This window comes from Streptomyces sp. NPDC058637 (assembly GCF_042717325.1).
In the GTDB taxonomy this organism is placed as follows: Bacteria; Actinomycetota; Actinomycetes; order Streptomycetales; family Streptomycetaceae; genus Streptomyces.
Window position 1 is genome coordinate 72,588 of the sequence record NZ_JBHXRD010000021.1, and the last position, 24,950, is coordinate 97,537.

Here is a 24,950-nt window from a genome sequence, read left to right on the forward strand (position 1 = left end):
CGCGATTACTTCAGATAGTCGTTGAGCTTGGAGACGGAGATCAGATCGCCACCGATCTGCACATCGTCCTTCGCGTGGGCCGACGTGGTGTAGTCGAGGTGGTTCGAAATCTGCGCGCAGGCGTCGAGGAGCGTCTTCATGTGCGTGTTCCAGCGGTCATGAACCTTGAGCAGCGCGGAACCGCTGGAGAAGTTGCCGTTGGTCAGCGCGATCGCCGCGTCGAAGGTCGTGGGCCGGGCGTGGTCGCCGTCCTTGGACAGGCGGGTGCGCAGACCGTACGCGTCGTGCCCGATGGCCCCGAGATTGTCCTGGTTGACCGCCAGATCGGGGCTGCTGGGCGCACCATGACCGCCGTTGCCGTCATCGACACCGTTGAGCCGCATATCGACCCGTTGCGTCGACTCCGCCCGAAGCGCCGCCCACTCTGCGTCGAACGTCACGAATTCCCCCGTACTCGATCCCGGATGCCACCGAAGCCATCGACTTCGCCCTCAGTGACGCTCACGCTAGCGCTTCAGTTTCCGCTGATACAGGCGGGGAGGAGACGCGCTGCGGCCGCATCCGGATATAGCAGGATGACGGGCGTCTGGCGACAGGGCCCTCTGGCAGCCATGATCGGCCGGCACGATGCCGACGTACGGAGTGTGGTCCCCGCAGCGGCCCCCACGAAGCCGCCCGCTCAGGCCCGGCGCCGCTTTCTGACCGCACTGGGCACTGTCCGGCGGATCATGGACGGAGCCATAAGCGGACTGCCGCTGCTGAGACAGGACGTATCCGCAGTCGCCGTGGTGGCCGAAGCCCCTATCAACAGCAGCGCCAGCCCGGCCGCGAACGCCGTGCGCCGCCACTTGCTCCGCCGGCCGGTGGCGGACACACCTCTCCCAGGCCCCGGAAGGAACGCGTTTACGTAGTGGGGCCACCCTGGTGCGGGGGGCTGCCGTACGGAGCGTCAGGTCCGGGAGCGCCTGCCGGGGGCGAGTAGGGCGGGTACGGGGGCTGGGACTGCTGGTACGCGTAGGGCGGCTGGTAGGACGGCGCCGCCGGGACGGCCGCGTTACGGCGGCGGGAACGGATCACCGCGAGAGCCACCGCGACACCGACGAGCGCCGCTGCACCGATGCCGATCCCGGCCCAGAGAGCGGTGTTGCCGCTGTCGACGGAGGCCACTGCCGAGGTCTCCGGCTCGTTGCTCTTCTGGGAGCCCTCGGTCGCCTTGGACGGCTCCGAGGACGGCTCCTGGGACGCTGCGGCAGCGAGGTCCGGCAGGGGGTACTCGTCGGCGGGGCCGGGGGCACCGGGCTCGGTCAGCGCAGCTCCCGGGCGTACAGCGCCGTAGCCGATGTAGTCGTTGCGCTCGGCACCGCTCGTCGGACCGCCTGCTGTGTTCAGCATGACGCGCAGGACCTGATTGTTCGTCCAGTCGGGATACTTGGACCAGATCAGGGCTGCGGAGGCGGAGGCGATTGCTGTGGCGTCACTCGTTCCGTGCGACTTGCAGAGATCAGTCTCACTCGGGCAGGCATGGATCATCTCCTCGCCCGGTCCCGCGAGGTCCACTTGAGGGCCGAACTGCGATTCGTCCGTCTTCGCCAAGTCCTTACCGAGTGCCCCCACCCCCACGACGCCGGGGGTAGCTGCCGGATACCTGACGTCATTCAGGCGTTCGGCATTGTTACCGACGCTGGCAAAAATGAGCGAACCCTTCCCGAGGGCATACTTGACCGCGTCCGTGAGTTGTTGCGACCCTTCCTCGGTGCCCAACGAAATGTTGATGACCTTAGCGCCCTGATCGGCCGCATATCGGATGGCTACAGGCACCTGAGTATTGAACTGCTTGATGTCTGCCTTCAGGTTGGGGGCCTTGTCAGGAACCCGGACTGGAAGAATCTTCACTCCAGGAGCGAGCCCGAATGCGCCGTCTCCGCTGCGGCTCTTTCCCGTTCCTGCGATCAGGGCAGCCATACCGGTGCCATGGCCGTCGTAATCGGTCAGCTCGTCGCCCGATTCATCCGGGGCGAAGTCCTTGCCCTGAATGACTCGACCTTGAAGATCAGGGTTCGACGCGTCCACCCCTGAGTCGATGACGGCCACGGTGACGCCCTCTCCCGTGCTGTACCGCCACATCTCCTCGGCCTTCATGGCCGTCAGGTGCCACTGACTCGAACGAACGGATTCCGCGTGGGCAGGGTTGGCACCCACCAGCAGCAGGGCCCCTGCGATGGAAGCGACGGTTCCACGACGGGTGGCCGCTGCACTGCTGGTACGCATCCAATTCCCTTTGCCTATGTCCTGCTGCTCAGTCGATCACTGGCGGGACGACGCGTCGGCCGCCCTGCTGCCACGTTGCCTCGTCCTCGACGAGGTAGTCCGGCCGCTCCCCCTCGTCACGGCGCGGGTCACGGGCTCGCTGGGGAGAACCCGCTCCTCCTCGCCCTGCCTGGGCGGCCACACGACTGCCGTCACCCGCTGCCGCGCCCCGCACCAGTCCTGTGCCTCCGGGCGTGAACGGACGGCCGGTCGTACGTCCTGGCTGCTGTGGACGGCCGCCCACCAGGCCGCCGGTCTCACCCGCGAGCCGACGTCCACCGGTGATTCCGCTCTGGCCGCCTCCCCCGACTCCGCCCATGCCACCGCCGTGCCCCATCGTTCCGCGACCGGCTTGAGCGCCGTCACCGCCGATCACCGTGCCGCGGGGAAGAGCTCCTACAGGGCGCCCCGGACTCTGGGCAACAGGGCGGCCACCGACGATTCCGCCGTCGCGGGTCGGTCGGCCGATGGGATTCGCGCCCAGGCTTCCAGCGCCGGTGGGCATCGGTGGACGAGTAACACCTGCTCGGCCACCGGAATTTACCGAAGGCGGCACCGGTCCACCGCCGATACCGGGCGGCAACGCGACAGGTGTCGTGAAGGGTCCACCTTCCGGCTTACCCGGCGCCGTCACCCCCGGCTGTGAAATCGGCGCGGGAGCAGACGCTTGCGGCAGAGTGCCCACGCCATCAAGTTCCATGTGTACGGGGGTTTCCGGCCGCGTTACCGTGTGGATCGCCAGCGGTTCCCGGATCGAGCCCGACGTTCCAGGACCGGACACCGACGTGGATACAGCGTGTACGGCCTCCCCACCGCCGAAGACTCCACCGCTCCGCCCCGTCCCGGCAGAATCGCCTGAAGGTCCCCATGTTTCTCCTGCGCCGTCGCCGTCGCCCCGCTCCGGCGCAATCGCCTGCGGCGGCGGGGGGAATTCCGGCCTTTCCAGTGTGCCGAGCACTTGCTTCGACTGGTCGTACGCCTCGGCAAGCCTCTTCATCTGGCTCGCTGCTGCGAGTCTCTGAGTTTGCAGCTCCGGACCCAGCTTCTCCACGAGCGCCGAGGAGTCCGGATCGTTCCGGGCCTTGAGCGCCGCTTCGTAGTTGGCCGTGTCTCCGACGTCAGGGCGGGGCGTCGCCGCCTTGGCCAGGACAATCGCCTCCGCAGCGAGACTCAGCTGCTCCGCAGCGCCTTTGCTGTACTCCCCAAGACGCCGGGTCTCGTTGGCCAGGTCCGCACTCCAGGCACGGAAAGAGAACGCGCCCTCGCCCTCCCACTTCACCCACTGCGGGCGAATCTTCAGCTCGACGGCGATCTTCTCGATCTCCGCCCCGACGTGCGCCAAGCGGTCAGCCACGGTCTGCACAGCCGAGCTGTTCGCCTGGTCGAGCCACGCGATCATCTGCTTGTGCGACATCCCTTCAAAAGATGTCAAGGATGCCCCGGACGTCTCGGGTGCCTCAGCCATCCCACTCCCCCGTCTCTTCCAGTGTCATGCCAATGATCACTGCCCCCACGAATACCCGTCGGAATTGGTGGTGTCGCCTGACTTCGACTCGACCGGCTGCTCGGCGCCGCCCTTGCCGCCCTCCGGCTGCGGGTCGTACTCGCCCTGGTAGTGCTCCTGCGCGCCCTCGCGGATCGTCAGCATGCGCTCACGGATGTCGTCGTCCAGGTTCTCGTAGCCCTTGTGCGACGCGAGGACCGCGATGCTCATGCCCTCCATCGAGTCGGACAGCAGCTTCGAGAAGGTTTCGAGCTCCGTGACGACCTTCTTGTACGAGGAGAAAAGCCCCGTGGCCTCTGCCCACCCAGGGTCCCCGAACTGGGTCTCGCCGATGGAGACTTCGTTCAGCTTCCTCGCATCCGCCGGGGACGCCTTGAGGTCCTCCAGCAGTTCGTCGATGCGGTTGCGGAACTTCGTGAACGACTCGAGTTCGGTGACCAGATCGCCCACGGCGTCCTGCGCCACGGCGATGATCCCGCCGAACGGCCATCCCGGAGCCGGCCCCGATCCTGACCCTGCGTCGCTCGCCACAGCAACCTCCCCGTATGCAGCTGGCTACAGCTAAGGGCATCACTGTAGCCAGCGCCGGTGACACCCCGCATCCCCGGGTTGCACGTGCAATGTGGATCACACCAGGGGCTCGGCGCTCAGGACTTGGGGGTGACGACCGCCGCCTGAGGGCGGATCGGGAGGCGGTTGACCGGGCGGCCCGTGGCCGCGCGGACTGCCGAGGCCACCGCCGCGGGGGACGTCACCACCGGGACCGCGGAGGCGGGTTTGGCGCCGAAGGGGGCCACCACGTCGCGTTCCTCGATCAGTTTGACGATGCGAATGTCCGGAGCGTCCAAGGACGTCGGAAGTGCGTAACCGGTGAGGTCGGGATGCCGGATCAGACCCCGGGCAGTGCGGAGGTTCTCCGTGAGGGCCGCGCCGATTCCCTGCGTGACGCCCGCCTCGATGCGGGTCGCCAGCTGGGCGGGGTTGAGGATGCGGCCGACGTCCTGGGCGACCGCCATCTCGACCACGCGGATCGAGCCGAGCTCGATGTCGACGTCGACCACCGCGCGGACCGCGCAGAAGGCCAGGCCGACGAACGCGTCTCCCTGGCCGGACTCGTCCAGGGGTTCGGTCGGGTGGGGGCGGCACTGGGCCGTGGCCCAGAGTTCCTTGCCTTCCATGGCCTCCATGACCGTCGTGGACAGCACCCCGTCGTACGAGGTGATCTTGCCGTCGGCGATCTGGAGGAGCTCCGTGGACATGCCGAACTTGTGGGCCAGCGGCTGGAGGAGCTGGGTGCGGACCATCTTGGCCGCGCGTTCCACCGCGCCGCCGGAGACCCAGGTGTGACGGCCGTGGGTCGCCGGGCCCGCGGGGGGCTGGTCGGTGTCCACCGCCGCCACGTGGACCTCTTCGATGCCCAGGATCTCCTGGACGATCTGCCGGGCGAGGGTGCTGAAGCCCTGGCCGGTCTCCACGGCCGCGCAGATGACCGTGGCGACACCGTCGTGGACCCGGACCGTGGCGGTGGAGACCTCGTCCGTGCCCTCGGCCCCGAGCATGTGGACCATGCCCAGCGCGTAGCCGACACCCCGGCGTACGGCTCCGGGCTCACCGGCGCCCTCCGGGCCCCCCGGCAGCAGCCAGTCGTCCTCGGGGGCGTCCTTGGGAAGCGTGGGGAGCGGGTGGTCGCGGACCTCGCGGAGCAGTTCCGCGACCGGGGCCGGGCAGGTCACCGTCTGGCTGGTGGGGAGTATGTCGCCGGTGGAGAGGGCGTTACGGAGACGGATCTCGGCCGCGTCGATGCCCAGCTTCGCCGCCAGCTTGTCCATCTGGCCCTCGTAGGCCGCGCACACCTGCATCGCGCCCTCGCCGCGCACGTGTCCGGAGGGCGGGTTGTTCGTACGGACCGCCCAGCCCTCGATGAAGGCGTGCGGGACGACGTACGGGCCGCAGGCGAAGGCCACCGCGGCGGCCAGGGATTCGGACGAGGAGTCGGCGTACGCGCCCGCGTCGAGGAGGATCTGGGCCTCGACCTTGACCAGTCTGCCCTCGGCGTCGGCGTGGTGGCGGTAGCGCAGCAGGGTGGGGTGGCGGTGGGCGTGGCCGAGGAAGGACTCCTCGCGCGTGGCCGCCAGTTTGACCGGGCAGCCGGTGCGCAGGGCGAGGAGGCCGAGCGGGATCTGGAAGCCGGGGTCCTCACGGTCGCCGGTCGCTCCCGGGACGCCCGTCACGACGACCTTGACCCGGTCGGGGTCCAGGCCGAAGCAGGCGGCGGCGAGGTCGCGGTCGGTGTGCGGGTCCGTGGACGCCGTGTAGAGCTCGACGCCGCCGTCGGGGCGGGGCACGGCGAGGCCGGCCTCGGCTCCGATCGGGGCGGGGTCCTGGCGGCCGATGCGGTACAGGCCCTCGACGATGACCTCGCCGACGGTGTCCGGGTCGCCGAAGCGCAGCGGGATGTGGCGGATGAGGTTGCCGTCGGGGTGGAGCGGTTCGGCCGCGAAGGCCTTCTCCGGGTCGGTGACGGGTTCGAGTACCTCGTACTCGACGGCGACCGCGGCGGCGGCCAGGCGTGCGGTGTCGGGGTGGTCCGCTGCGACGGCCGCGATGGCCTCGCCGTGGTGCCGGACCAGGTCGGAGGCGAAGACGGGGCGGTCGACGACGCTCCGGCCGTACGCGCTGTCCCCGGGGACGTCCGCGTGCGTGACGACCGCGCGCACACCGGGCATCTCCAGGGCTGCGGACGTGTCGATCGACAGGATGCGCGCGTGCGGGTGCGGGGAACGCAGCATCGCGGCCCACAGCAGGCCCTCGGCCCAGAGATCGGCCGCGTACGGGAACGTGCCCTCGGTCTTCGCGCGGGCGTCGGCCGGCGGGAGCGAGGCACCCAGGCCGAGCGAGGGAAGCTCCTGGTCCGGGCCCGTGCCCTCGGGCTGCGGTGCGGTCCGGGTGGTGCTGGTCGCGGTGGCTGCGTCGTTGGTCACGCCGCCTCCTTGTCGTTCGCCCCGCCGCGGGAGCGGCTGTTGGTGGTGGTGTGGGTGACCGGTGCTGCGGGAGACGCGGGGTTCACCGGGGGTCTCCCTCGTGCGCGTGCGGCTGGACGCTGCCCGCGCCGGGCGCGGCCTGATGCGGGATGCGTGGTTCCTCGTCGTCCGTGCCGGCCGCTTCCCGGCCGGCGACGACCTCGCGTACGGCGTCGAGCACGCCCCGGTAGCCGGAACAGCGGCAGAGGTTGCCGCACAGGGCCTGGCGCGTCTCCAGCTCGCTGGGGGCGTGGTTGCCCTCCAGGAGGTCGTGGACGGTCATGGCCATCCCGGGGATGCAGAAGCCGCACTGGACGGCACCGCAGCGGGCCAGGGCCCGCTGGACGTCGGACGGTTCGCCGTCCACCGCGAGGCCCTCGACCGTACGGACCTCGCTGCCCGCCGTGGTGGCCGCGGGAACCAGGCAGGAGGCCACGAGGCGGCCGTCGACCTGGACGTTGCAGGCACCGCACTCGCCCTGCGAGCAGCCGTCCTTCGCGCCGGCGAGGCCGAGGCGCTCCCGGAGCACGTACAGCAGCGACTCGCCGATCCAGGCGTCGGTGACGGGACGGTCCGCGCCGTTCACGTGCAGGACGTACGAGGCGGCGGGGTGCTCGCTGGGCCTGTCCGGCGCGCCCACGGGGGCGGGGTCCGGACCTGCGGGTGTGGCGTGTGCCGGTGCGTCGTCGGGTGCCTCGGGTACCTCGGGTGCGTCACCAGCCGTGGCGGTCTCGAGCAGCCCCTCTTCGGGGGCGGCCGGGGTGCCGGGCGCGTCCTGTACGTCCTCCGACGGCTCGGGCGCGAACGGGGTCTCGGCGGACGCCTCCTCCCCGGGGGCCTCCTCCGGTGCGTCGGGCTCGTCCGGGACCCCGGACAGGCCCCCGGACGGGGCCTCCGACGAGGGCTCGGGCCCGGCCGCCGGTTCGGGCAGCGGCGGCAGTTGCGGCTCCGGCGACGGCTCCGGAGCGGACGCCTCCGGTGCGGGCGCCTCCGGTGCGGGCGCCTCCGGTGCGGGCGCCTCCGGGAGTGCCTGCTCCTGGGTGGCCCACGGTGCCGGTGCGCCTCCCGGGAGGGTGGCCGGGGGCGTCTCCGCGTACCACTGGGACGCCAGGGACGAGGCCGCGAACTCCCCGGACTCGTCCGGGAGGTCGCCGTTCGCCACCGGGATCGTCCACCGGCCGGTGTGCCCCACGGGCTCGGCGGAAGCGGAAGCCGAAGGCGCAGCCGGTACGTGTCCGGGCGCGTGCGGATGCGGGTGCGCCGGGTCGTCGGGCCCGGCGGCGGGCACGGTCTCGGTGAAGTTCCACTGGGCCGTCGTCGACGAGGTCTGCTCGTACTGCGACGTCGAGGGGTACGTCTGCGGGTACTGCTGCCCGTACGGCTCCTGCTGGTTCGGGTCCGGCCAGTGCACCGCGTCGGGCGCGGTCTCCGCGCGGGCGGCCCGCTCCTGCTGGCTCTGCGTCTGCACGACCCAGCTGCCCGTCGCCGCGGGGTCGAGCCCCGCGGCCGGGGTCAGCGGAAGGATCATCGGCGGTACGTAGCCCTGGCCGGGGGCGGCCAGCGGGTCGTTGCCGAGGTTGGCGAGGTCCTCCGGGTCCAGGTGGACGAAGGCGGTCGCCTCCGCGTCGTACTCACCGCTCTGCGGAGTGGGCTGCCAGCCGCCGTACGGATCGGGCTGCCCGTGCCGCCGGTCGGGATTCTCTTCATTGCTCACGACAGTGCCCTCCCCAGCGCGCGTCGGGCGAGCGCGGCGACCGTGCGCCGCAGGTGGAGTACGGCGGGGGGCAGCGGTGGCGCCTCTCCCCCGTCGTCGGGTGCCTGGTCCGGGATGCAGGCCGCGGCGACGTATTCGCCGAATGCGGCCAGCGCGTCGGGGGCCAGGCCCCGTTCGCCGTCCCAGTCGATCAGGGAGGCGATCCAGCGTTCCGCCTCCAGGGGCCGCAGCGGCATCGGGGCGATCGCGCCCACCGCGCAGCGCACCCCGCGCCGCGCCGGGTCCAGGACGATCGCCACGGAGGCGGTGGCGCGGCCCGGGCCGGTGCGGCCGGTCGCCTTGAGGAACACCTGGGGCGCGTGCAGCAGGGGTACGCGCACGAAACCGATCAGCTCGGCGGGCCCCAGCATCTCGCGGCCCGCGAGGAGGTGCGAGACCGGGATCTCGCGGCGTGAACCGCCCGTACCCGCGATGACCAGCTCGGCCTCCAGGGCCGCCAGCACCGGCAGGGCGTCGCCGGTCGGGGCCGCGGTGGCGATGTTGCCGCCGAGCGTTCCGGCGTTGCGGATCTGGGGCGGGCCCGCGGCGCGCGCGGAGGCGGCCAGCGCGGGGATGAGGGCGGCGAAGTCGGGCCGCCCCATGCGTGCGTGGGTGAGGCCGGCGCCGAGCAGGGCGTGGCCGTCCTGGTAGTGCCAGCCGCGCAGCTCGCTGATCCGGCTCAGCCCGACCAGCCCCGAGGGGCGCAACAGGCCCTTGTTGACGGCTGCCATGAGGTCCGTGCCCCCGGCCACAGGAACGGCGGCAGGCATGGCTCCGAGAGCCGCCACGGCCTCGTCGAGCGAGGCCGGCAGCGTCACCGACTGCGTCGCCTGCGGTGCGTGCGTGGTCAACCCAGTTGCCCCTTCCCGGTGTCCCGGCAGTCCCGCCTGTCCGCCGTACGGTACGTGCTCACGGCCGGGACGTGGCAACTCTGGCACATCTTCCGGGCGGACCGACGCGAGGGTCCACGAAGGACACTTCTGTCCCCAGCCAGGGGATAAGTCGCCTTTCACCTGGCTTCCGCCCGGCGCACGAATTGCCACCCTTCAGCGAGTTCGTACGACTTATTCGTTGGCGCGCCGCACGGTCCGGGTCCGGGCCGGACGTGCGGTCCGGGCGGAGGCGGACGGCCCGTCCGGGCGGAAGCCCACGGCCCGTGCAGGCGGGTGCAGGCAGAAGCCCATGACCCGTGCAGGCGGGTGCACAGGGCCGGCCCGGGCTCAGACCCGCGGGGGCGGTCCCTCGATCGGGCGACCCAGGACCCCGGGCCGGCGTTGCCACGGCAGCGGGCCGCCGGCCGGCCGGTAGGCGACCCCCAGGGCGTCGAGCCGGTCGTAGTGCGTGCCCATGCGGCGTTCGAAGTCGGCGAAGTCCCGCTCGCCGGGGGCCGGGAGCGCGGACCAGGCGACCTCGGCGAACGCCGCGAGCCGGGGGAAGACCTGGTAGTCGACGCGGGCCCGGTTCTGCATGACCTCGGTCCAGACGTTGGCCTGGGTGCCGATGATGTGGCCGGCCGCCTCCTCGGACAGGCCCGGGGGTACGGGTTCGAAGCGGTAGACGTCCTCCAGGGTCCGGACGAATCCGATGGGCATCGGCTCGTCGGGGCCGCCGTCCTGACGGTGGTCCAGGTACACCTGCTGCTCGGGGCACATCACGACGTCGTGCCCGGCCTCGGCGGCGGTGACGCCGCCCGCGTAACCCCGCCACGAGGACACCGCGGCCCCCTCGGGGAGGCCGCCTTCGAGGATCTCGTCCCAGCCGATGAGGCGGCGCCCCCGGGCGGTGAGCCAGCGGTCGAAGTGCCGGATGAACCAGGACTGGAGCGCGTCCTCGTCGGGCAGGCCGAGTTCGGCCATCCGGGCCTGCGCCGCCGGCGACTCCTTCCACTGGTCCTTGAGGCATTCGTCGCCACCGATATGGATGAACGGCGAGGTGGCCGCTGGAAAGAGGTCGAGCACCTCCTCGAAGACGCCTTCGAAGAAGCGCAGGGTGCTGTCGGTGGGGGCGAGTACGTTCGGGTTGATGCCCCAGGTGTCCCAGACGGAAAGCGCGGAGGTGTCGATGACGTCGGTGTTGCCGAGTTCCGGATATGCGCTGATGGCCGCCTGCGAGTGTCCCGGGATGTCGATTTCGGGGACGACCCGGATATGCCGCTCGGCCGCGTACGCGACGATTTCGCGGATGTCGTCCTGCGTGTAGAAACCGCCGTGCGGGGTCTCGTCCCACAGTTCGGAGGCGCGATGGCCGTGTTTGGTCCGGGCCCGCCAGGCACCGGTCTCCGTGAGCCGGGGATGGCGTTTGATCTCGATGCGCCAGCCCTGGTCGTCGGTGAGGTGGAAGTGGAAGACGTTCAGCTTGTGTGCGGCGAGGAGGTCGAGGTAGCGCAGGACGTCGTCCTTGGGCATGAAATGCCGTGCCACGTCGAGCATCAGGCCGCGCCAGGGAAAGCGGGGCCGGTCCTCGATCTCCGTGGCCGGGACGCCCCTGCCCGTACCGGCGCCGACGGGTGCGCGGCGGAACGCCTCGGGTCCCAGGAGCTGACGGAGGGTCTGCGCCCCCCAGAACACACCGGCGGCGCTCCCTCCGGTGATGCGTACGCCGGAGCCGGGCGTCACGGACAGCCGGTATCCCTCGGGCTCCAGGGTTGCGTCGACGCGCAGCTCGACGGTGTTCCCCGCCCCGTCCGCCGGGGTGCCCGGGGCGAGGGGCAGGCCGAAGGCGGCGCCGAGGGTGGCGCGCAGCCAGCGCTCCGTGCCCTCGGTGCCGGCCTGTGCCCCGAGGGTGGTGGACGGGTCCAGGAGGAATCCGCGCCCCCCTCCGCCCTCGGTGCGTACGGGGGCGGGAATCAGGTTGTCCACGTCAGTCCTTCACCGCTCCGCCCAGCCCGGAGACCAGACGGCGCTGTACGAGTACGAAGAAGACCAGGACGGGCACGGTCATCACCGTCGAGGCCGCCATGATTCCTCCCCAGTCGTTCTCGTCGGGTTTGAAGAAGACCAGAAGCGCCATGGGGAGCGTCGACTGGGAGGTGTCGCTGATGATGAACGACTTCGCGAACAGGAAGTCGTTCCAGGTGGAGATGAACGAGAAGACGCTCGTCGCCACGAGCCCGGGGAAGACGAGCGGGAAGAGGATCTGCCACAGGAAGCGGGTGCGGCTCGCCCCGTCGATGTAGGCGGCCTCCTCCAGCGCTTCCGGGACGGCCCTGACGAATCCGCGCAGCATCCAGATCGCGAAAGGCAGCGAGAAGGCGAGATGCGGCAGGATCAGCGCGCCCAGGGTGTTCAGCTGGCCGAAGTCCCGCATCAGGAAGAACAGCGGAATGGTCAGCGCCTCCACCGGCACCATCTGCGCGACCAGGAACATGATCAGCAGGGTCGTGCGGAACTTGAAGCGGAATCTCGTCACGGCCGTCGCGGCGAGGAAGGCGATCAGCGCGGACGCGATGACGACCGTGCCGGCGACGAGCAGGCTGTTGAGGAAGTACCGGCCGAACTCCTGCTGTTCGAAGACCCGGCGGAACGAGTCGAGGGACGGGGCCAGCGTCCAGGGCCGGGCCTCGGTGGACTGGATCTCGCCCGCCGGCTTGAACGCGGAGAGCACCATCCAGTACAGCGGGAAGGCGACCGCGGCGGCGATCACGAGGGCGGTCGCCTCCGCCGCCAGCCTGCCGGGCCTGCGGATGCGCGAGCGTCTCGTCGTCGTGCTCACAGTTCCTCCCCCTGGCGCCGCACCAGGCGCAGATAGACCAGCGTCACGGCCAGCAGGATCACCAGCATCACGACGCCGATCGCCGATCCGAGGCTGTACTGCGAGGACGCGAACGCCTTCTGGTACGCGTACACGTTGAGCACCAGGTTCTGGCCGGCGATGCCGCCGCCGTTGGTCATGACGTAGATCTGGGTGAACACCTTGAAGTCCCAGATGATCGACTGGATGGTCACGACGACGAGGATCGGCCGCAGCATCGGCGCCATGACCGAGCGCCAGATGCGCCACTGCGAGGCACCGTCCAGCGAGGCCGCCTCCAGCACCTCGGTGGGGATCGCGCGGATGCCCGCGTACACGGTCACCATCACGAACGGGAACGAGCACCAGAGCACTTCGAGGAGCACCAGGGCGAAGGCGCTGTAGCGCCCGTACGTCCAGGAGAAGTCGCCCAGCCCGAGCACCTTGTTGACCGGTCCGAAGTCCGGGTCGAAGAGGAACACCCAGACGGTGGAGCCGGTGATCGCCGGGGTCGCCCAGGCGCCCAGCGCGGCCATCATGAGCGCGAGCCGGGGCAGCGCCCGGACGCGGGTCAGCAGGACGGCCAGGGCGCAGCCGACGAACAGGGTGGCGAGCACGCAGGCCGTGGCGAAGAGCACGGTCGCGAGGAGGACCTGCCAGAACTGGCTGTCGCCGAAGAGGGTCGCGTAGTTGCCGAAGCCCACGAACGTGGTCGGTTCGCCGCCGCTGACCTGGGCCTGGGTGTACTCCAGGAAGGAGATGAGGCCCAACTGGTAGATCGGGTAGACCAGGAGTCCGCCGAGCAGGACCAGCGCGGGCAGCAAATACAGCCAGGGGGTCCAGCCGGAGCGCAGCGCCGGGGACGCCGGGCGGCGCCGGGGCGGGCGGGCCGGCGGGCCGCCCGCCCCGGACTTCTCGGGGGCCTTGTGAGCCATCGTGTCCGCGGTCATCGTCAGCTCGCGTCGGCGAACGCCGCGTCCATCTTCTTCGCCGCGTCGTCGGAGGCGGCCGCCACGTCCTTACGGCCGCTGACGATCTCCTGGAACATCGTCGGCAGGACCAGCGAGGCGTCGATCTGGCCCCAGGCCGGGGAGGCGGGGACGAACTTGGCGCCCGCGCCGAGCGTGTCGACGAACGGCCCGACGAACGGCTCCTTCTCCGCGACCGTGGCCCGCACGTCCGTGTAGGTCGGCAGGAAGCCCATCGCGTCGAACATCTTCGCCTGCGTCTTCTTGCCGGTCAGCGACTTCATCAGGTCGACGGCGAGGGTGCGGTGCGAACTGCTCCTGAGCAAGCCGATGTTGTTGCCTCCCGCGAACGCGGGCGCGATGGATCCCTTCTCCACGCCGGGCAGCGGGACGACCGCGTACTTGCCCTTCACGCTGCCCGCCTCGACGGCCGCGTGGCTGAAGTCGCCGCCGATCGCCATGGCCGCCTTGCCGGACGCGAAGGCGGTGACGGTCGCGTTGCCGCCCATGGCCGCGCACTTGGCGGCGGGGCAGTTGTCGTCGCCGAAGAGCGAGGTGTAGGCCTCGATGCCCTTGCGGGCCTTGTCGCTGTTGATGGCCGACTCGTAGCTCACACCGGTCTCGTCGGCCAGTTCGCCGCCGTGCGCCCAGATGAACGGCATCGCGCCGTAGGTGTAGGCGCCGCCGACCGCGAGGCCGTACAGCTCGGGCTTCTCCCCGTGGACCTTCTTGGCGGTGGAGATGAGCTCGGCCTGGGACTTGGGGGGTTCCATGCCGAGGTCGTCGAAGACGTCGGTGCGGTAGTAGAGCGCCCGTACGCCGACGAAGAGCGGCGCCCCGTACACCTGGCCGCCGACGGTCACGGACTGCCTGGCGGTCGGGTCGGTGTCCTTGGCCTCGTCCCAGGCCGCGAACTCCTCGCTCACGTCGGCGAGTCCGCCGTCCTTCACGTAGCCGGCCGTGTCGGTGTTGCCGTACTCGATGAGGTCGGGGGCGCTCTTCGGGTCGTTGAAGGCCGCCTTGATGCGCTGGGCGCGGGTGTCGACCGGTATGTACTCGACCTCGACCTCCGCTCCCTCGTGGGACTTCTCGAAGTCGGCGACGGCCGCGTCGACGACCTTCTCCTTGGGCTTGTTGCCGACTTCCTGGAAGAGCCACACGCGGAGCGTGCCGCTCTTCTCGTCCCCCTCGGCGCCGGTGTCGGAGGTCTGCGGTGCACAGGCGGTGGCCGTGAGGCCCGCCAGCACCATCGCGGCAGCCGGGGCGGCAATTCGGGCAGAAAGCTTCATCCGGAACCCTTACCGATCAGTCGTTGCATTCTGCGCAACGCACGTTTCGTTCTGCACAACTGGCAGGAGAGTAAGGGCGCACCACCACCCGGACAAGTGGTCTCAACCACTCTGTGACCACCGGACGCACCCCGTGCAACGCGCCGCGCGTCCCGCCGACCGCTCCGCCCCGGGGTGCGCGAGAGGCCGCCCGGGCATACGAAAAGGCCCCCGGGGCGCGCATCACCGCGCGCCCCGGGGGCCGAGGCCCCGAAGGGCCTGAGGAAGGTGGGCCGGGACTACTTCTTGCCGCTGTCCTTGCCGCCCTTGCCCTTGTCCTTGTCGCCGCCGGCGCCCATGGACTCGTAGATCTCCTTGCACATCGGACAGACCGGGTACTTCTTGGGGTCGCGCCCCGGGACCCAGACCTTGCCGCACAGTGCCACCACGGGAGTGCCCTCCAGGGCGCTCGCCATGATCTTGTCCTTCTGGACGTAATGGGCGTAGCGCTCGTGGTCGCCGTCGCCGTTCGACACCTGCGGCGCCGGCTCTACGAGGGTCCCCGTACCTGCCCCGCGCTCGGGCTCAAGAGTGCTCATAACTGCCAAGCGTACTGAAAGCTCCGAGCATCAGTTCAGCGAAGGGTCGTCCGGATACGTCGCGATCATCGCCAGTTCGCTGCGCTGGCGCCGCAGGACGGCCCGCCAGAGGCTCTCCGGGCGTGGCGACGACACGTCGCCGGGCTCCGATTCCACCACGTACCAGGCACCGTCGGTCAGCTCCGTCTCCAGCTGGCCGGGCCCCCAGCCCGCGTACCCCGCGAAGATGCGCAGCGAACCGAGCGCCGCCGCCAGCAGTTCCGGCGGTGCCTCCAGGTCCACCAGGCCGATCGCCCCGTGCACCCGGCGCCAGCCCAGGGGGCCCTCGTCGCCGGGGATCACCGCGACGCCCAGCGCGGAGTCGAGCGAGACCGGACCGCCCTGGAAGACCACGTCCGGCTCGCCGGTCAGGCCGGCCCAGGACGCGAGGATGTCACCGACGCCGACGGGGGTCGGGCGGTTCAGGACAACACCGAGCGAGCCCTCCTCGTCGTGGTCGAGGAGCAGCACGACCGCACGGTCGAAGTTCGGGTCCGCCAAGGCGGGTGTGGCCACGAGCAGTCGCCCTGTGAGCGAGGACACCTCGGTCATGGCAGAAATGATCGCGCATCTTCGCCCTCCGCGGGGCACAACCGGCCCGCCCGGTCCCGGGCCGGGGCCCGTGCGCAGCTCAGGGCGCACAGAAGCCGCACAGGCGCACGGGGAGCGCACGCGCGCGGTCGCGCCGAACGGCACCCGCGGACGGTAACCCTCCGCAAGGGATACCGAGCGGAACGTGGGTGTGGCGGAACAATGACGTCCGTACACCCCCGCGACTTACGGAAGGGGGGTGGGGGGCCATTACCCTTTTCGATGGCCCCCTGCCCGACCACTCCGGAACGCGAGATACATGACCGGCACAGACGATGTCCTGCTTGTCCACGGCGGCACCCCGCTGGAGGGCGAGATCCGCGTCCGAGGCGCCAAGAACCTGGTGCCGAAGGCAATGGTCGCCGCGCTGCTCGGCAGCGGGCCCAGCCGGCTCCGCAACGTGCCCGACATCCGCGATGTGCGGGTGGTCCGGGGACTGCTGCAGCTGCACGGCGTGACCGTCCGCCCAGGTGACGAGCCGGGCGAACTCATCCTCGACCCGTCGCACGTCGAGAGCGCGAACGTCGCCGACATCGACGCCCACGCGGGCTCGTCGCGCATCCCGATCCTCTTCTGCGGCCCGCTGCTGCACCGCCTGGGCCACGCGTTCATCCCGGGGCTCGGCGGCTGCGACATCGGCGGACGGCCGATCGACTTCCACTTCGAGGTGCTGCGCCAGTTCGGTGCGACCATCGAGAAGCGGGCGGACGGCCAGTACCTGGAGGCCCCGCAGCGGCTGCGCGGCACCAAGATCCGGCTGCCGTACCCGTCGGTGGGCTCCACCGAGCAGGTGCTGCTGACCGCCGTCCTCGCCGAGGGCGTCACGGAGCTGTCCAACGCGGCCGTCGAACCGGAGATCGAGGACCTCATCTGCGTACTGCAGAAGATGGGCGCGATCATCTCCATGGACACCGACCGGACGATCCGGATCACGGGTGTCGACCGGCTCGACGGTTACACCCACCGGGCGATCCCGGACCGCCTGGAGGCGGCCTCCTGGGCGTCGGCCGCACTGGCGACCGAGGGCAACATCTACGTGCGCGGCGCCCAGCAGCGTTCGATGATGACGTTCCTCAACACCTTCCGCCGGGTCGGCGGTGCCTTCGAGATCGACGACGAGGGCATCCGCTTCTGGCACCCGGGCGGCGCGCTGAACGCCATCGCGCTGGAGACGGACGTCCACCCCGGATTCCAGACCGACTGGCAGCAGCCGCTCGTGGTGGCCCTGACGCAGGCCGCGGGCCTGTCCATCGTCCACGAGACGGTGTACGAGTCCCGGCTCGGCTTCACGTCGGCGCTCAACCAGATGGGTGCGCACATCCAGCTCTACCGCGAGTGCCTCGGGGGCTCCGACTGCCGCTTCGGGCAGCGGAACTTCCTGCACTCGGCGGTCGTCTCCGGGCCCACCAAGCTCCAGGGCGCGGACCTGGTGATCCCGGACCTGCGCGGCGGGTTCTCGTACCTGATCGCCGCGTTGGCGGCCCAGGGCACGTCCCGGGTGCACGGCATCGACCTCATCAACCGCGGCTACGAGAACTTCATGGACAAGCTCGAGAAGCTCGGCGCGAAGGTCGAACTGCCGGGCGGCTCACTCGTCTGACGCCGCGCCGGACGCGCGCTCCGGCGCGCACAGTGCTGCCGCACACAGCATTGCGCACCCCCGCACCACAGCCCGCCGCCCCGGTCCCGTACGAGGACCGGGGCGGCGGGCCTCTTCATGAGCGGCACGGGGGACCCGCCCGCGCACGCGAACCGGCCCGCGAGGCGAGCCGGGCCGCGCCCCGGTCGGCCCCACAAGCCCACAGGGCGCCCGTACGGCCCCGTACGGACCACAACCGGACCCGGGGGCTCCCCGGGGTGTCGCAGCGCCTCACAGCGCCCGCGCCGCCGGTGTGCGTGTGGCCCCGGGTACGCCGAAGGGCGGCCGCCCCGGTGGGGACGGCCGCCCTTCTTATGCCTTGGGGGCCTTACTTGCCCTTGGCGGCTTCCTTGAGCTTCGAGCCCGCGGAGACCTTCACGCTGTAGCCGGCCGGGATGTTGATCGGGTCGCCGGTCTGCGGGTTACGAGCGGTGCGAGCGGCACGGTGGGTGCGCTCGAAGGTCAGGAAGCCGGGGATGGTGACCTTCTCGTCGCCCTTGGCGACGATCTCGCCGACGGTCTCGGCGAGGGCGGCCAGAACGGCGTCGGCGTCCTTGCGGGTCACCTCGGCACGGTCGGCCAGGGCGGCCACCAGCTCACTGCGGTTCATGTTGTTACTCCCGTGTTCTTCTTGCCTGTGAGGCGTGAGATCGAAGCCGATGCTGCCAGGGCCCTCTGACAGTCCCCGGACCCGGGTCTGATGTCAGACCCTCGCGCCCGAATACGCATCCTGCCCCCACCTGCGGCGCTAACGCCAATCCGGATCCCCTGGACGTCACACGAAAATCACCACCATTTTGCCCGTGGTGACGTTCCGTCGACTTGTTGCAGCGGTCCGCAGCGGATGCCGGGCCTGTGGGGCTCGCTGCCCGCCCACCCTAAAGGGGCGTTTGGGACGCCGCGACCCGCGACGCGCCGTACGGGGCGCCCGGACGTGAGGTACGGCACCGTCCGCGGGAGCCGTGGCCGACCCCCGCGGGCGGCGTGTGTTACGCGGGGCCCGCCGTGGCCCCGGAGGTACCGGCCGCCTTCGCGGCCTCGCGGACCGCCCCCGCGACGGCTCCGGCGACCTTGTCGTTGAAGACCGACGGGATGATGTAGTTCGCGTTCACCTCGTCCTCGGCGACGACGTCGGCGAGCGCGCGGGCGGCGGCGAGCATCATGTCCGTGTTGACCGCGCGGGACTGTGCGTCCAGCAGGCCGCGGAAGACGCCCGGGAAGACCAGTACGTTGTTGATCTGGTTCGGGAAGTCGGAGCGCCCGGTGGCGACAACCGCCGCCGTCTCGCGGGCGATCGTCGGGTCGACCTCGGGGTCCGGGTTCGCGAGCGCGAACACGATCGCACCGTCGGCCATCGCGGCGACGTCGTCGCCGTCCAGGACGTTGGGGGCGGAGACGCCGATGAAGACGTCGGCGCCGACGACGGCCTCCTTGAGGGTGCCGGTGACGCCCTCGGGGTTGGTGTTGTCGGCGATCCAGCGCAGCGGCGAGTCCGGGTCGGCGGAGACCAGGTCCTCACGGCCCGCGTGCACCACACCGTGGATGTCGGCGACGACCGCGTGCTTGACGCCCGCGTCGATGAGCAGCTTGAGGATGGCCGTACCGGCCGCACCCGCGCCGGACATGACGACCCGTACGTCCCCGATGCCCTTGGCCACCACGCGCAGCGCGTTGGTCAGCGCGGCCAGGACGACGATCGCCGTGCCGTGCTGGTCGTCGTGGAAGACGGGGATGTCCAGCGCCTCGCGCAGGCGCGCCTCGATCTCGAAGCAGCGGGGGGCGGAGATGTCCTCCAGGTTGATGCCCGCGAAGCCGGGGGCGATCGCACGGACGATCGCGACGATTTCGTCGGTGTCCTGGGTGTCCAGGCAGATCGGCCACGCGTCGATACCGGCGAAGCGCTTGAAGAGGGCCGCCTTGCCCTCCATCACGGGGAGCGCCGCCATCGGGCCGATGTTGCCGAGGCCGAGCACCGCGGAGCCGTCGGTCACGACCGCGACGGAGTTGCGCTTGATGGTGAGCCGGCGGGCGTCCTCGGGGTTCTCGGCGATCGCCATGCAGACCCGGGCCACACCCGGGGTGTAGATCATCGAGAGGTCGTCACGGTTGCGGATGGGGTGCTTGGACGCCATCTCGATCTTGCCGCCGAGGTGCATCAGGAACGTACGGTCGGAGACCTTGCCGAGGACGACGCCCTCGATGTCGCGCAGACCTTCGACGATCTCGTCCGCGTGCGACGTCGAGGACGCCGCGATGGTGACGTCGATCCGCAGCTTCTCGTGGCCGGAAGCGGTCACGTCTAGGCCGGTGACCGAACCGCCGGAGGACTCCACGGCCGTGGTGAGCTGGGAGACCGCTGTGCCGCTCGCGGGCACCTCCAGCCTGACCGTCATCGAGTACGAGACGCTGGGCGCCGTTGCCATGGCCGAGTCCTTCGCTTTCTTAGCTTCATTGCTGTGCGCGCGGAGGATGGCCCCGTACGCGCGGTCCGATCGTCGCACCTACCGACGGGTAGCCGGTAATGACTGCCACCTTTCGGAAAGATTTTTCCACCATACGAGAAGCACTCGTCCGAAGGAACCCTTTCCGGCCACGCGACGGAGCCGCTCAGGTCGTCGGCGGACACAGCCGTGAACACGAACAGACCCGCGTCACCGGAAGGTGACGCGGGTCTGTTTTCTTCACTTAGGTGGCACCGGCCCGCCATGCTCGCCTCGCGGCAAGTGGTCGCTCGAAGCGACGAAGGTTGGGCCCGGGGGCTTGGATCGAGCCGATGCCGACTCCAGGCTAACAAACACCCCGGAGAAGTGATTCCTGTGCGACGGGTTGACTCGAAAAAAGGGCCGCCCGACCGCCGCGGCCCCTCCTCGTCAGTCCCTCAACAGGTCGGGCACGCCGTCCTCGTCCGGCATGTCACGCTCGCCCGAGACCACGGTCAGCTGCTGCGTCGCCCGGGTGAGCGCCACGTACAGCACCCGCAGCCCCGCCGGCGACTCGTCCGCGATCTCCGCGGGCGAGACGACCACCGTGGCGTCGTACTCCAGCCCCTTCGCCTCCAGGCTGCCCAGCGCCACCACGCGCTCGCCGAGCTCCGCCAGCCAGGCACGGGCCTCGGCGCGGCGGTTCATCGCGACGACCACGCCCACGGTGCCGTCCACCTCGGCGAGCAGCCTGCGGGCCTCCTCCCGGACGGCCGCGGCGAGATCCCCGTCCCGTACGGTCTCGAAGCGCGGCTTCACGCCCGTCGAGCGGACCGCCACCGGGGACTCCATCCCCGGCATGGCGAGCGCCAGCACCTTCGCCGCGAGCTCGGCGATCTCCGCCGGGTTGCGGTAGTTCACCGTGAGGGTGAACCGGCGCCGCGGCCGGTTGCCGAGCGCCTCGTCACGGGCGGCGGCGGCCTCGTCGGGGTCCGACCAGGAGGACTGCGCCGCGTCGCCGACGATCGTCCAGGTGGCGTGCCGGCCGCGGCGGCCGACCATGCGCCACTGCATGGGCGTCAGGTCCTGCGCCTCGTCGACGATCACGTGGGCGTACTCGGTGCGCTCCGCCGCCAGCCGTTCGGCCCGCTCCCACTGGGTCTCCTCGCGCTGCGGCATCAGCTCGTCCAGACCCGTGAGCTGGTCCAGCGGGTCGAGCTCACGCTTCTTCCTCGGGCGGTTGGGAGTGCCCAGGAGTGTCTGCAGCTCGTCCAGGAGCGCCACGTCGTGGACGGAGAGCGGGCCCTTGCCGTCCTCGTCGAGCCGCTTCAGCGAACGGGCAAGGCGGCGCACCTCGCCCTGGTTGAGGATCCGGCGCGCCCACCTGCTCAGCCGCCGCTCGTCGCCCATCGCGGCCAGCACCTTACGAGGGGTGAGTTCCGGCCACCAGGCGTTCAGGAAGGTGAGGAACGGCGTCTCGGTGGAGACGTCCTCGTCGAACGAGGAGCGGAGCTCCGCGGCCAGTTCGGGGTCCGTGTAGCGGCCCCGGCCCGAGGATTTGCTCCACAGGGCGTCCAGGAGCAGTTTGCGGGCGCGCGGGCGCAGCAGGTTGACGGGGGCGGTGCCGCCGAGGACGTTGTGCCGGATGCGCCGGAGCTCGTCCGCGTTCAGCTCCACACGGCCGCCGAAGACGACCACCCTCAGCCGGGTGGGAGCGCCCTGCTCCTGCGGGGCCTCCGCCTCGCCGAACGCCAGCTGCCCCTCCTGGGCGGCGGGCCGGGGGGGCGCGGACTGCTCCAGCGCCCCGCGGGCCGCCTTGCGCAGCACGTGCAGCATCCGGGAGGAGCCCTTGATCCGGGCGACGGCGGGCTCGTCGTAGGTGGTCGCCCCCTCGACCCCCGCCGCCTCGTCGGACAGCGAGCCGACGGCCCTGATCGCGACCTGGCCCTCCTCGCCGAGCGAGGGCAGCACCCCTTCGGTGTACGCGACCAGAAGCGGGGTCGGCGAGACGACGAGGATGCCGCCCGCGTACCGGCGCCGGTCCTGGTAGAGCAGGTACGCGGCCCGGTGCAGCGCCACGGCCGTCTTGCCGGTGCCGGGTCCGCCCGAGACCTCCGTGACGGAGGCGGCGGGGGCCCGGATCACCATGTCCTGCTCGGCCTGGATGGACGAGACGATGTCCCGCATCGTGTGGCTGCGGGCCTGGCCCAGCGCCGCCATCAGGGCGCCGTCGCCGATCACGGGCAGCTTGTCGCCGCCCAGGTACGCGGTCAGCTCCGGGCGCATCAGGTCGTCCTCCACCCCGAGGACCCGGCGGCCCTTGGAGCGGATGACGCGCCGGCGCACGACCCTGCCCGGGTCCTTGGGCGTCGACCGGTAGAACGGCGCGGCGGCCGGGGCACGCCAGTCGATCACCAGGGGCGCGTAGTCCGAGTCGAGTACTCCTATGCGGCCGATGTGGAGCGTCTCCGCGATGTCCGCGGCACTGTCCCCCCGTACGGCGTCTTCGGCCGGCTCGACGGAGGTGAAGGCGCCGTCCGGGCCGCGTTCACCGTCCTTGCCGAGCAGGAGGTCGATCCGGCCGAAGAGGAAGTCCTCGAACTCGCTGTTCAGCCGGTTGAGGTGGACGCCGGCGCGGAAGACCTGGGCGTCGCGCTCGGCGAGCGCCCCCGGCGTACCGACCTGGCCCCGTTTGCTGGCGTCGTGCATGAGAAATTCCGCCTCGTGGATCTTCTCTTCGAGGCGGTGGTAGACCCGGTCCAGATGTTCTTGCTCGACACCGATTTCCCGGTCCCGCAACGAATCGACAGCGGCATCCTGCGCGGCCACCGAGGCCCCCTTCTGACGTGCATTGGGCAGCCGTCAACCGTACGCGAAGGGGGGCCCCACGCGCACCTGCCGCTCCGGTTGCGTTTAGGCGTCGATCTCCACCAGCCGCTCGCCGTCGAAGGTGCGGACCTCGAAGTGGTCGATGTCCTCGCGGGCCATCGCCGCACCACCGTGCACGTACAGCGGGGCCTTCGCACCCGCGTGCGTGGAACCGTCGATCCCGTAACCCCGGACGGGCACGGACCAGGAGGTGACGATCTCCTCCTCGCCGGTCCGGGAGACGGCGATCAGGCTGCACTTCTGCGGGCCCTTGACGTTCTTCAGCTCCAGGACCGTGTGCGTGCCCCAGGCCTTGGGCTCCAGGCCGACCGTGGCGCCGACCCGGGTGACGGGGTCGGTGGCCCGCACCTTCTCGGTCATGTGGTTGAAGAAGGCGTCCTCGGCGGGGCTCGTCGGATGGGGCGCGGCCAGGACCCGCTTGTCCGGCTTCTCCTCCGCCGTGGCCACGACCGCGATCACGGGGCCGCCGATCACGAGGACCGCCGCCGCCGCGAGGAGGTACCTGCCGCGCCGCCGCCGCTGTGCCCGCCTGCGGGCGACCTCGTCGACCAGGCCGGCGAGCAGCCGGGGCGCCGGGCGCTCCGGGACGTGCGGGACGGGCCGGGCCCCCGGGTCGGCCGCGGGGGCCTCCGCGAGCATCGCCAGCATGGGCTCCATCCCGGCGAACTCGTCGAGGTGGGCGGTGCACAGCACGCATCCCGCCAGGTGCGCCTCGAAGGCACTCGCCTCCGCGTCGTCGAGGATGCCCAGGACGTACGCGCCTGCGGCGTCGTGCTCCGGGCCTCCCCCGGTGAACTCGAAGGGCCCCGGGGCTGGGCCTGGGGGCCCGGACGGGCCCGAGGGGCCGCGGGGGCCGGTCGGCCGGGGCCCGAACGGCTGCCACTCGTGGTCGCTCATGCCGTGATCCCCCTCTCTTCGAGTGCGAGCTTCATGGAACGGAGTGCGTAGAACACCCGGGACCGCACGGTCCCGCTCGGGATGCCGAGCACCTCGGATGCCTCGTTGACCGTACGGCCCTTGAAGTAGGTCTCGACCAAGGCTTCCCGGTGAGCCGGGGTCAAATCGTCGAGCGCGTCCGAGAGCGTCATCAGCCACAACGCCTTGTCGATCTCGTCCTCCGCGGGAATGACCTCCAGCGGCGACGGATCGACCTCGCGCGGCCGGGCCTGCCGACTGCGGTGGCCGTCGATGACGATGCGCCGGGCGACCGTCACCAGCCAGGGGCGGACGGAGCCGGTGGCCCGGTTGAGCGAACCGGCGTTCTTCCAGGCTCGGATGAGCGTTTCCTGCACCACGTCCTCGGCCCGCTGCCGGTCACCGGCGACGAGTCGGAGCACATAGGCCAGCAAGGGACCGGCGTGTTCGCGGTAGAGCGCCCGCATCAGCTCCTCGTCGGGGACGTCGGAGGCGGAGCGGGGCGGTTCACTGCGATGTCGAGCCCTGTGCGGACGGTCATCGGCCACGGCCGCATCCTTGCGCACCCGAACCTCCCGGTCGAGACCCTGTCGAGCTCTGTGAACATCGATACGGGAGCGGGCGGCGGATCATTCAACTGGTCCCGGACTTTCTTTCCCGGCCCGCGGGTGGACGGCTCAGGTGGCGGCCTTCACACGGCGGCGGTGCCGGGCCACGCGCTCCCGGTTGCCGCAGACCTCACTGGAGCACCAGCGGCGCCGGCGCCCCCGTGACGTGTCCAGGTAGAGCCGCCGGCAGGCGTCACCCTCGCAGCGCCGCAGCGCCGCCCGGGCCACCGGGTCCGTCAGCAGTTCCACGGCGTCCCGGGCCACCGCGGCCAGCAGCGTCCCGCACGCGGGGTCCGCGCTCAGCGCCCGTACGAGCACGCCGCCCTTTCCCCGGACCGCCCGCAGGCCCGGAGTCGCCCCGGCCGAGAGGGCGTTGACGCGGTCCAGCGCGCCGTCGGCGCTGCCTCCGGCCAGCTCCGCGGTCATCAGCCGGTCGACGCACGCGCGCAACTGCCGAAAGCGCGCCACCCAGGTCTCGTCCACGGACGTCAGCGGCGTCCCCCTGGGGACCAGTCGCGACGCCACCAGCCACTCGGCGAGCCGTGCGGGGCCGTCCAGTCGCTCGCGCGCGCCGGAGGTCCCCGCCGCCGTCGCCACCAGGTCCAGGCAGATCCGACCGGAGTCGAACCGCCGGCCGTACGAGCCCGTGCCCGCCGCCATGAGCCTGTCACCGCCTCGGGGTCACCGGTGGGGAGTCACCA

The 24,950-nt window shown here is 71.0% G+C and carries 20 protein-coding genes; 1 reads left to right on the forward strand and 19 read right to left on the reverse strand.

Annotated features, from left to right (window positions below; all coding sequences use genetic code 11):
* Positions 1 to 5 precede the first annotated feature (5 nt).
* The 13 genes from ACFWVP_RS21965 to ACFWVP_RS22025 form a co-directional block, all read right to left on the reverse strand.
* Complete coding sequence (locus ACFWVP_RS21965; protein WP_384498946.1) at positions 6 to 440, reverse strand: hypothetical protein; 435 nt, start codon at positions 438 to 440, stop codon at positions 6 to 8.
* 463 nt (positions 441 to 903) lie between these two features.
* On the reverse strand, positions 904 to 2,268 hold the full coding sequence (mycP, locus tag ACFWVP_RS21970; protein ID WP_384498948.1) for a type VII secretion-associated serine protease mycosin: 1,365 nt from the start codon (positions 2,266 to 2,268) through the stop codon (positions 904 to 906).
* 28 nt (positions 2,269 to 2,296) lie between these two features.
* A complete protein-coding gene (locus ACFWVP_RS21975; RefSeq protein WP_384498949.1) occupies positions 2,297 to 3,772 on the reverse strand; it encodes a hypothetical protein in 1,476 nt (491 codons plus the stop codon).
* A 36-nt stretch (positions 3,773 to 3,808) separates the two neighbouring features.
* Complete coding sequence (locus tag ACFWVP_RS21980; RefSeq protein WP_384498951.1) at positions 3,809 to 4,342, reverse strand: hypothetical protein; 534 nt, start codon at positions 4,340 to 4,342, stop codon at positions 3,809 to 3,811.
* 116 nt (positions 4,343 to 4,458) lie between these two features.
* Positions 4,459 to 6,792 carry a xanthine dehydrogenase family protein molybdopterin-binding subunit gene (locus tag ACFWVP_RS21985; RefSeq protein ID WP_384498953.1) on the reverse strand — a complete coding sequence of 778 codons (2,334 nt, stop codon included), beginning with the start codon at positions 6,790 to 6,792 and terminating at the stop codon, positions 4,459 to 4,461.
* 82 nt (positions 6,793 to 6,874) lie between these two features.
* A complete protein-coding gene (locus ACFWVP_RS21990; protein ID WP_384498955.1) occupies positions 6,875 to 8,545 on the reverse strand; it encodes a 2Fe-2S iron-sulfur cluster-binding protein in 1,671 nt (556 codons plus the stop codon).
* Complete coding sequence (locus ACFWVP_RS21995) at positions 8,542 to 9,435, reverse strand: FAD binding domain-containing protein (protein WP_384498957.1); 894 nt, start codon at positions 9,433 to 9,435, stop codon at positions 8,542 to 8,544. The genes ACFWVP_RS21990 and ACFWVP_RS21995 overlap by 4 nt, the downstream gene beginning before the upstream one ends.
* Positions 9,436 to 9,804: 369 nt before the next feature.
* Positions 9,805 to 11,442: a beta-N-acetylhexosaminidase gene (locus tag ACFWVP_RS22000; protein WP_384498958.1), complete on the reverse strand. Its 1,638-nt coding sequence runs from the start codon at positions 11,440 to 11,442 to the stop codon at positions 9,805 to 9,807.
* 1 nt (position 11,443) lies between these two features.
* Positions 11,444 to 12,295, reverse strand: coding sequence for a carbohydrate ABC transporter permease (locus ACFWVP_RS22005; RefSeq protein ID WP_384498960.1), 852 nt, complete (start codon positions 12,293 to 12,295; stop codon positions 11,444 to 11,446).
* Positions 12,292 to 13,263 (reverse strand): carbohydrate ABC transporter permease, encoded by a 972-nt coding sequence (locus ACFWVP_RS22010; RefSeq protein ID WP_384498961.1) that lies wholly within the window; start codon positions 13,261 to 13,263, stop codon positions 12,292 to 12,294. Before ACFWVP_RS22010 ends, ACFWVP_RS22005 begins: the two co-directional genes overlap by 4 nt.
* Positions 13,264 to 13,265: 2 nt before the next feature.
* Complete coding sequence (locus ACFWVP_RS22015; RefSeq protein WP_384498962.1) at positions 13,266 to 14,570, reverse strand: extracellular solute-binding protein; 1,305 nt, start codon at positions 14,568 to 14,570, stop codon at positions 13,266 to 13,268.
* 278 nt (positions 14,571 to 14,848) lie between these two features.
* The gene (locus tag ACFWVP_RS22020; RefSeq protein WP_383561538.1) at positions 14,849 to 15,148 is read right to left on the reverse strand and encodes a DUF3039 domain-containing protein; all 300 of its coding nucleotides are present in this window, start codon (positions 15,146 to 15,148) and stop codon (positions 14,849 to 14,851) included.
* A gap of 30 nt (positions 15,149 to 15,178) precedes the next feature.
* The gene (locus ACFWVP_RS22025) at positions 15,179 to 15,739 is read right to left on the reverse strand and encodes a YqgE/AlgH family protein (RefSeq protein WP_384498964.1); all 561 of its coding nucleotides are present in this window, start codon (positions 15,737 to 15,739) and stop codon (positions 15,179 to 15,181) included.
* Between the two features lie 298 nt (positions 15,740 to 16,037).
* Between ACFWVP_RS22025 and murA the strand changes: the two genes are divergently transcribed.
* Entirely contained in the window at positions 16,038 to 17,378 is a 1,341-nt protein-coding gene (gene murA / locus ACFWVP_RS22030; protein WP_014155976.1) for a UDP-N-acetylglucosamine 1-carboxyvinyltransferase, read from the forward strand.
* Positions 17,379 to 17,745: 367 nt separating this feature from the next.
* Here murA and ACFWVP_RS22035 read toward each other — a convergent pair whose 3' ends face one another.
* The 6 genes from ACFWVP_RS22035 to ACFWVP_RS22060 all read right to left on the reverse strand — a co-directional run bounded on the left by ACFWVP_RS22035 (position 17,746) and on the right by ACFWVP_RS22060 (position 24,909).
* The gene (locus ACFWVP_RS22035; RefSeq protein ID WP_003968811.1) at positions 17,746 to 18,027 is read right to left on the reverse strand and encodes an HU family DNA-binding protein; all 282 of its coding nucleotides are present in this window, start codon (positions 18,025 to 18,027) and stop codon (positions 17,746 to 17,748) included.
* A 379-nt stretch (positions 18,028 to 18,406) separates the two neighbouring features.
* A complete protein-coding gene (locus tag ACFWVP_RS22040; RefSeq protein WP_384498966.1) occupies positions 18,407 to 19,840 on the reverse strand; it encodes an NAD-dependent malic enzyme in 1,434 nt (477 codons plus the stop codon).
* 447 nt (positions 19,841 to 20,287) lie between these two features.
* Positions 20,288 to 22,666 carry a HelD family protein gene (locus ACFWVP_RS22045; protein ID WP_384498967.1) on the reverse strand — a complete coding sequence of 793 codons (2,379 nt, stop codon included), beginning with the start codon at positions 22,664 to 22,666 and terminating at the stop codon, positions 20,288 to 20,290.
* An 84-nt stretch (positions 22,667 to 22,750) separates the two neighbouring features.
* Complete coding sequence (locus ACFWVP_RS22050) at positions 22,751 to 23,623, reverse strand: anti-sigma factor family protein (protein WP_384498969.1); 873 nt, start codon at positions 23,621 to 23,623, stop codon at positions 22,751 to 22,753.
* Positions 23,620 to 24,207, reverse strand: a complete 588-nt coding sequence (locus ACFWVP_RS22055) for a sigma-70 family RNA polymerase sigma factor (RefSeq protein ID WP_384498971.1) — start codon at positions 24,205 to 24,207, stop codon at positions 23,620 to 23,622. Before ACFWVP_RS22055 ends, ACFWVP_RS22050 begins: the two co-directional genes overlap by 4 nt.
* Before the next feature lie 111 nt (positions 24,208 to 24,318).
* On the reverse strand, positions 24,319 to 24,909 hold the full coding sequence (locus tag ACFWVP_RS22060) for a CGNR zinc finger domain-containing protein (protein ID WP_384498973.1): 591 nt from the start codon (positions 24,907 to 24,909) through the stop codon (positions 24,319 to 24,321).
* Positions 24,910 to 24,950: the final 41 nt, after the last annotated feature.

Excerpts from the sequence above, each read along its gene's own strand:
- mycP (WP_384498948.1), bottom strand. The coding sequence starts at position 2,268 with ATGCGTACCAGCAGTGCAGCGGCCACCCGTCGTGGAACCGTCGCTTCC.
- ACFWVP_RS21975 (WP_384498949.1), bottom strand. The coding sequence starts at position 3,772 with ATGGCTGAGGCACCCGAGACGTCCGGGGCATCCTTGACATCTTTTGAA.
- ACFWVP_RS22010 (WP_384498961.1), bottom strand. The coding sequence starts at position 13,263 with ATGACCGCGGACACGATGGCTCACAAGGCCCCCGAGAAGTCCGGGGCG.
- ACFWVP_RS22015 (WP_384498962.1), bottom strand. The coding sequence starts at position 14,570 with ATGAAGCTTTCTGCCCGAATTGCCGCCCCGGCTGCCGCGATGGTGCTG.
- ACFWVP_RS22020 (WP_383561538.1), bottom strand. The coding sequence starts at position 15,148 with ATGAGCACTCTTGAGCCCGAGCGCGGGGCAGGTACGGGGACCCTCGTA.
- ACFWVP_RS22025 (WP_384498964.1), bottom strand. The coding sequence starts at position 15,739 with ATGACCGAGGTGTCCTCGCTCACAGGGCGACTGCTCGTGGCCACACCC.
- murA (WP_014155976.1), top strand. The coding sequence starts at position 16,038 with ATGACCGGCACAGACGATGTCCTGCTTGTCCACGGCGGCACCCCGCTG.
- ACFWVP_RS22035 (WP_003968811.1), bottom strand. The coding sequence starts at position 18,027 with ATGAACCGCAGTGAGCTGGTGGCCGCCCTGGCCGACCGTGCCGAGGTG.
- ACFWVP_RS22040 (WP_384498966.1), bottom strand. The coding sequence starts at position 19,840 with ATGGCAACGGCGCCCAGCGTCTCGTACTCGATGACGGTCAGGCTGGAG.
- ACFWVP_RS22050 (WP_384498969.1), bottom strand. The coding sequence starts at position 23,623 with ATGAGCGACCACGAGTGGCAGCCGTTCGGGCCCCGGCCGACCGGCCCC.
- ACFWVP_RS22060 (WP_384498973.1), bottom strand. The coding sequence starts at position 24,909 with ATGGCGGCGGGCACGGGCTCGTACGGCCGGCGGTTCGACTCCGGTCGG.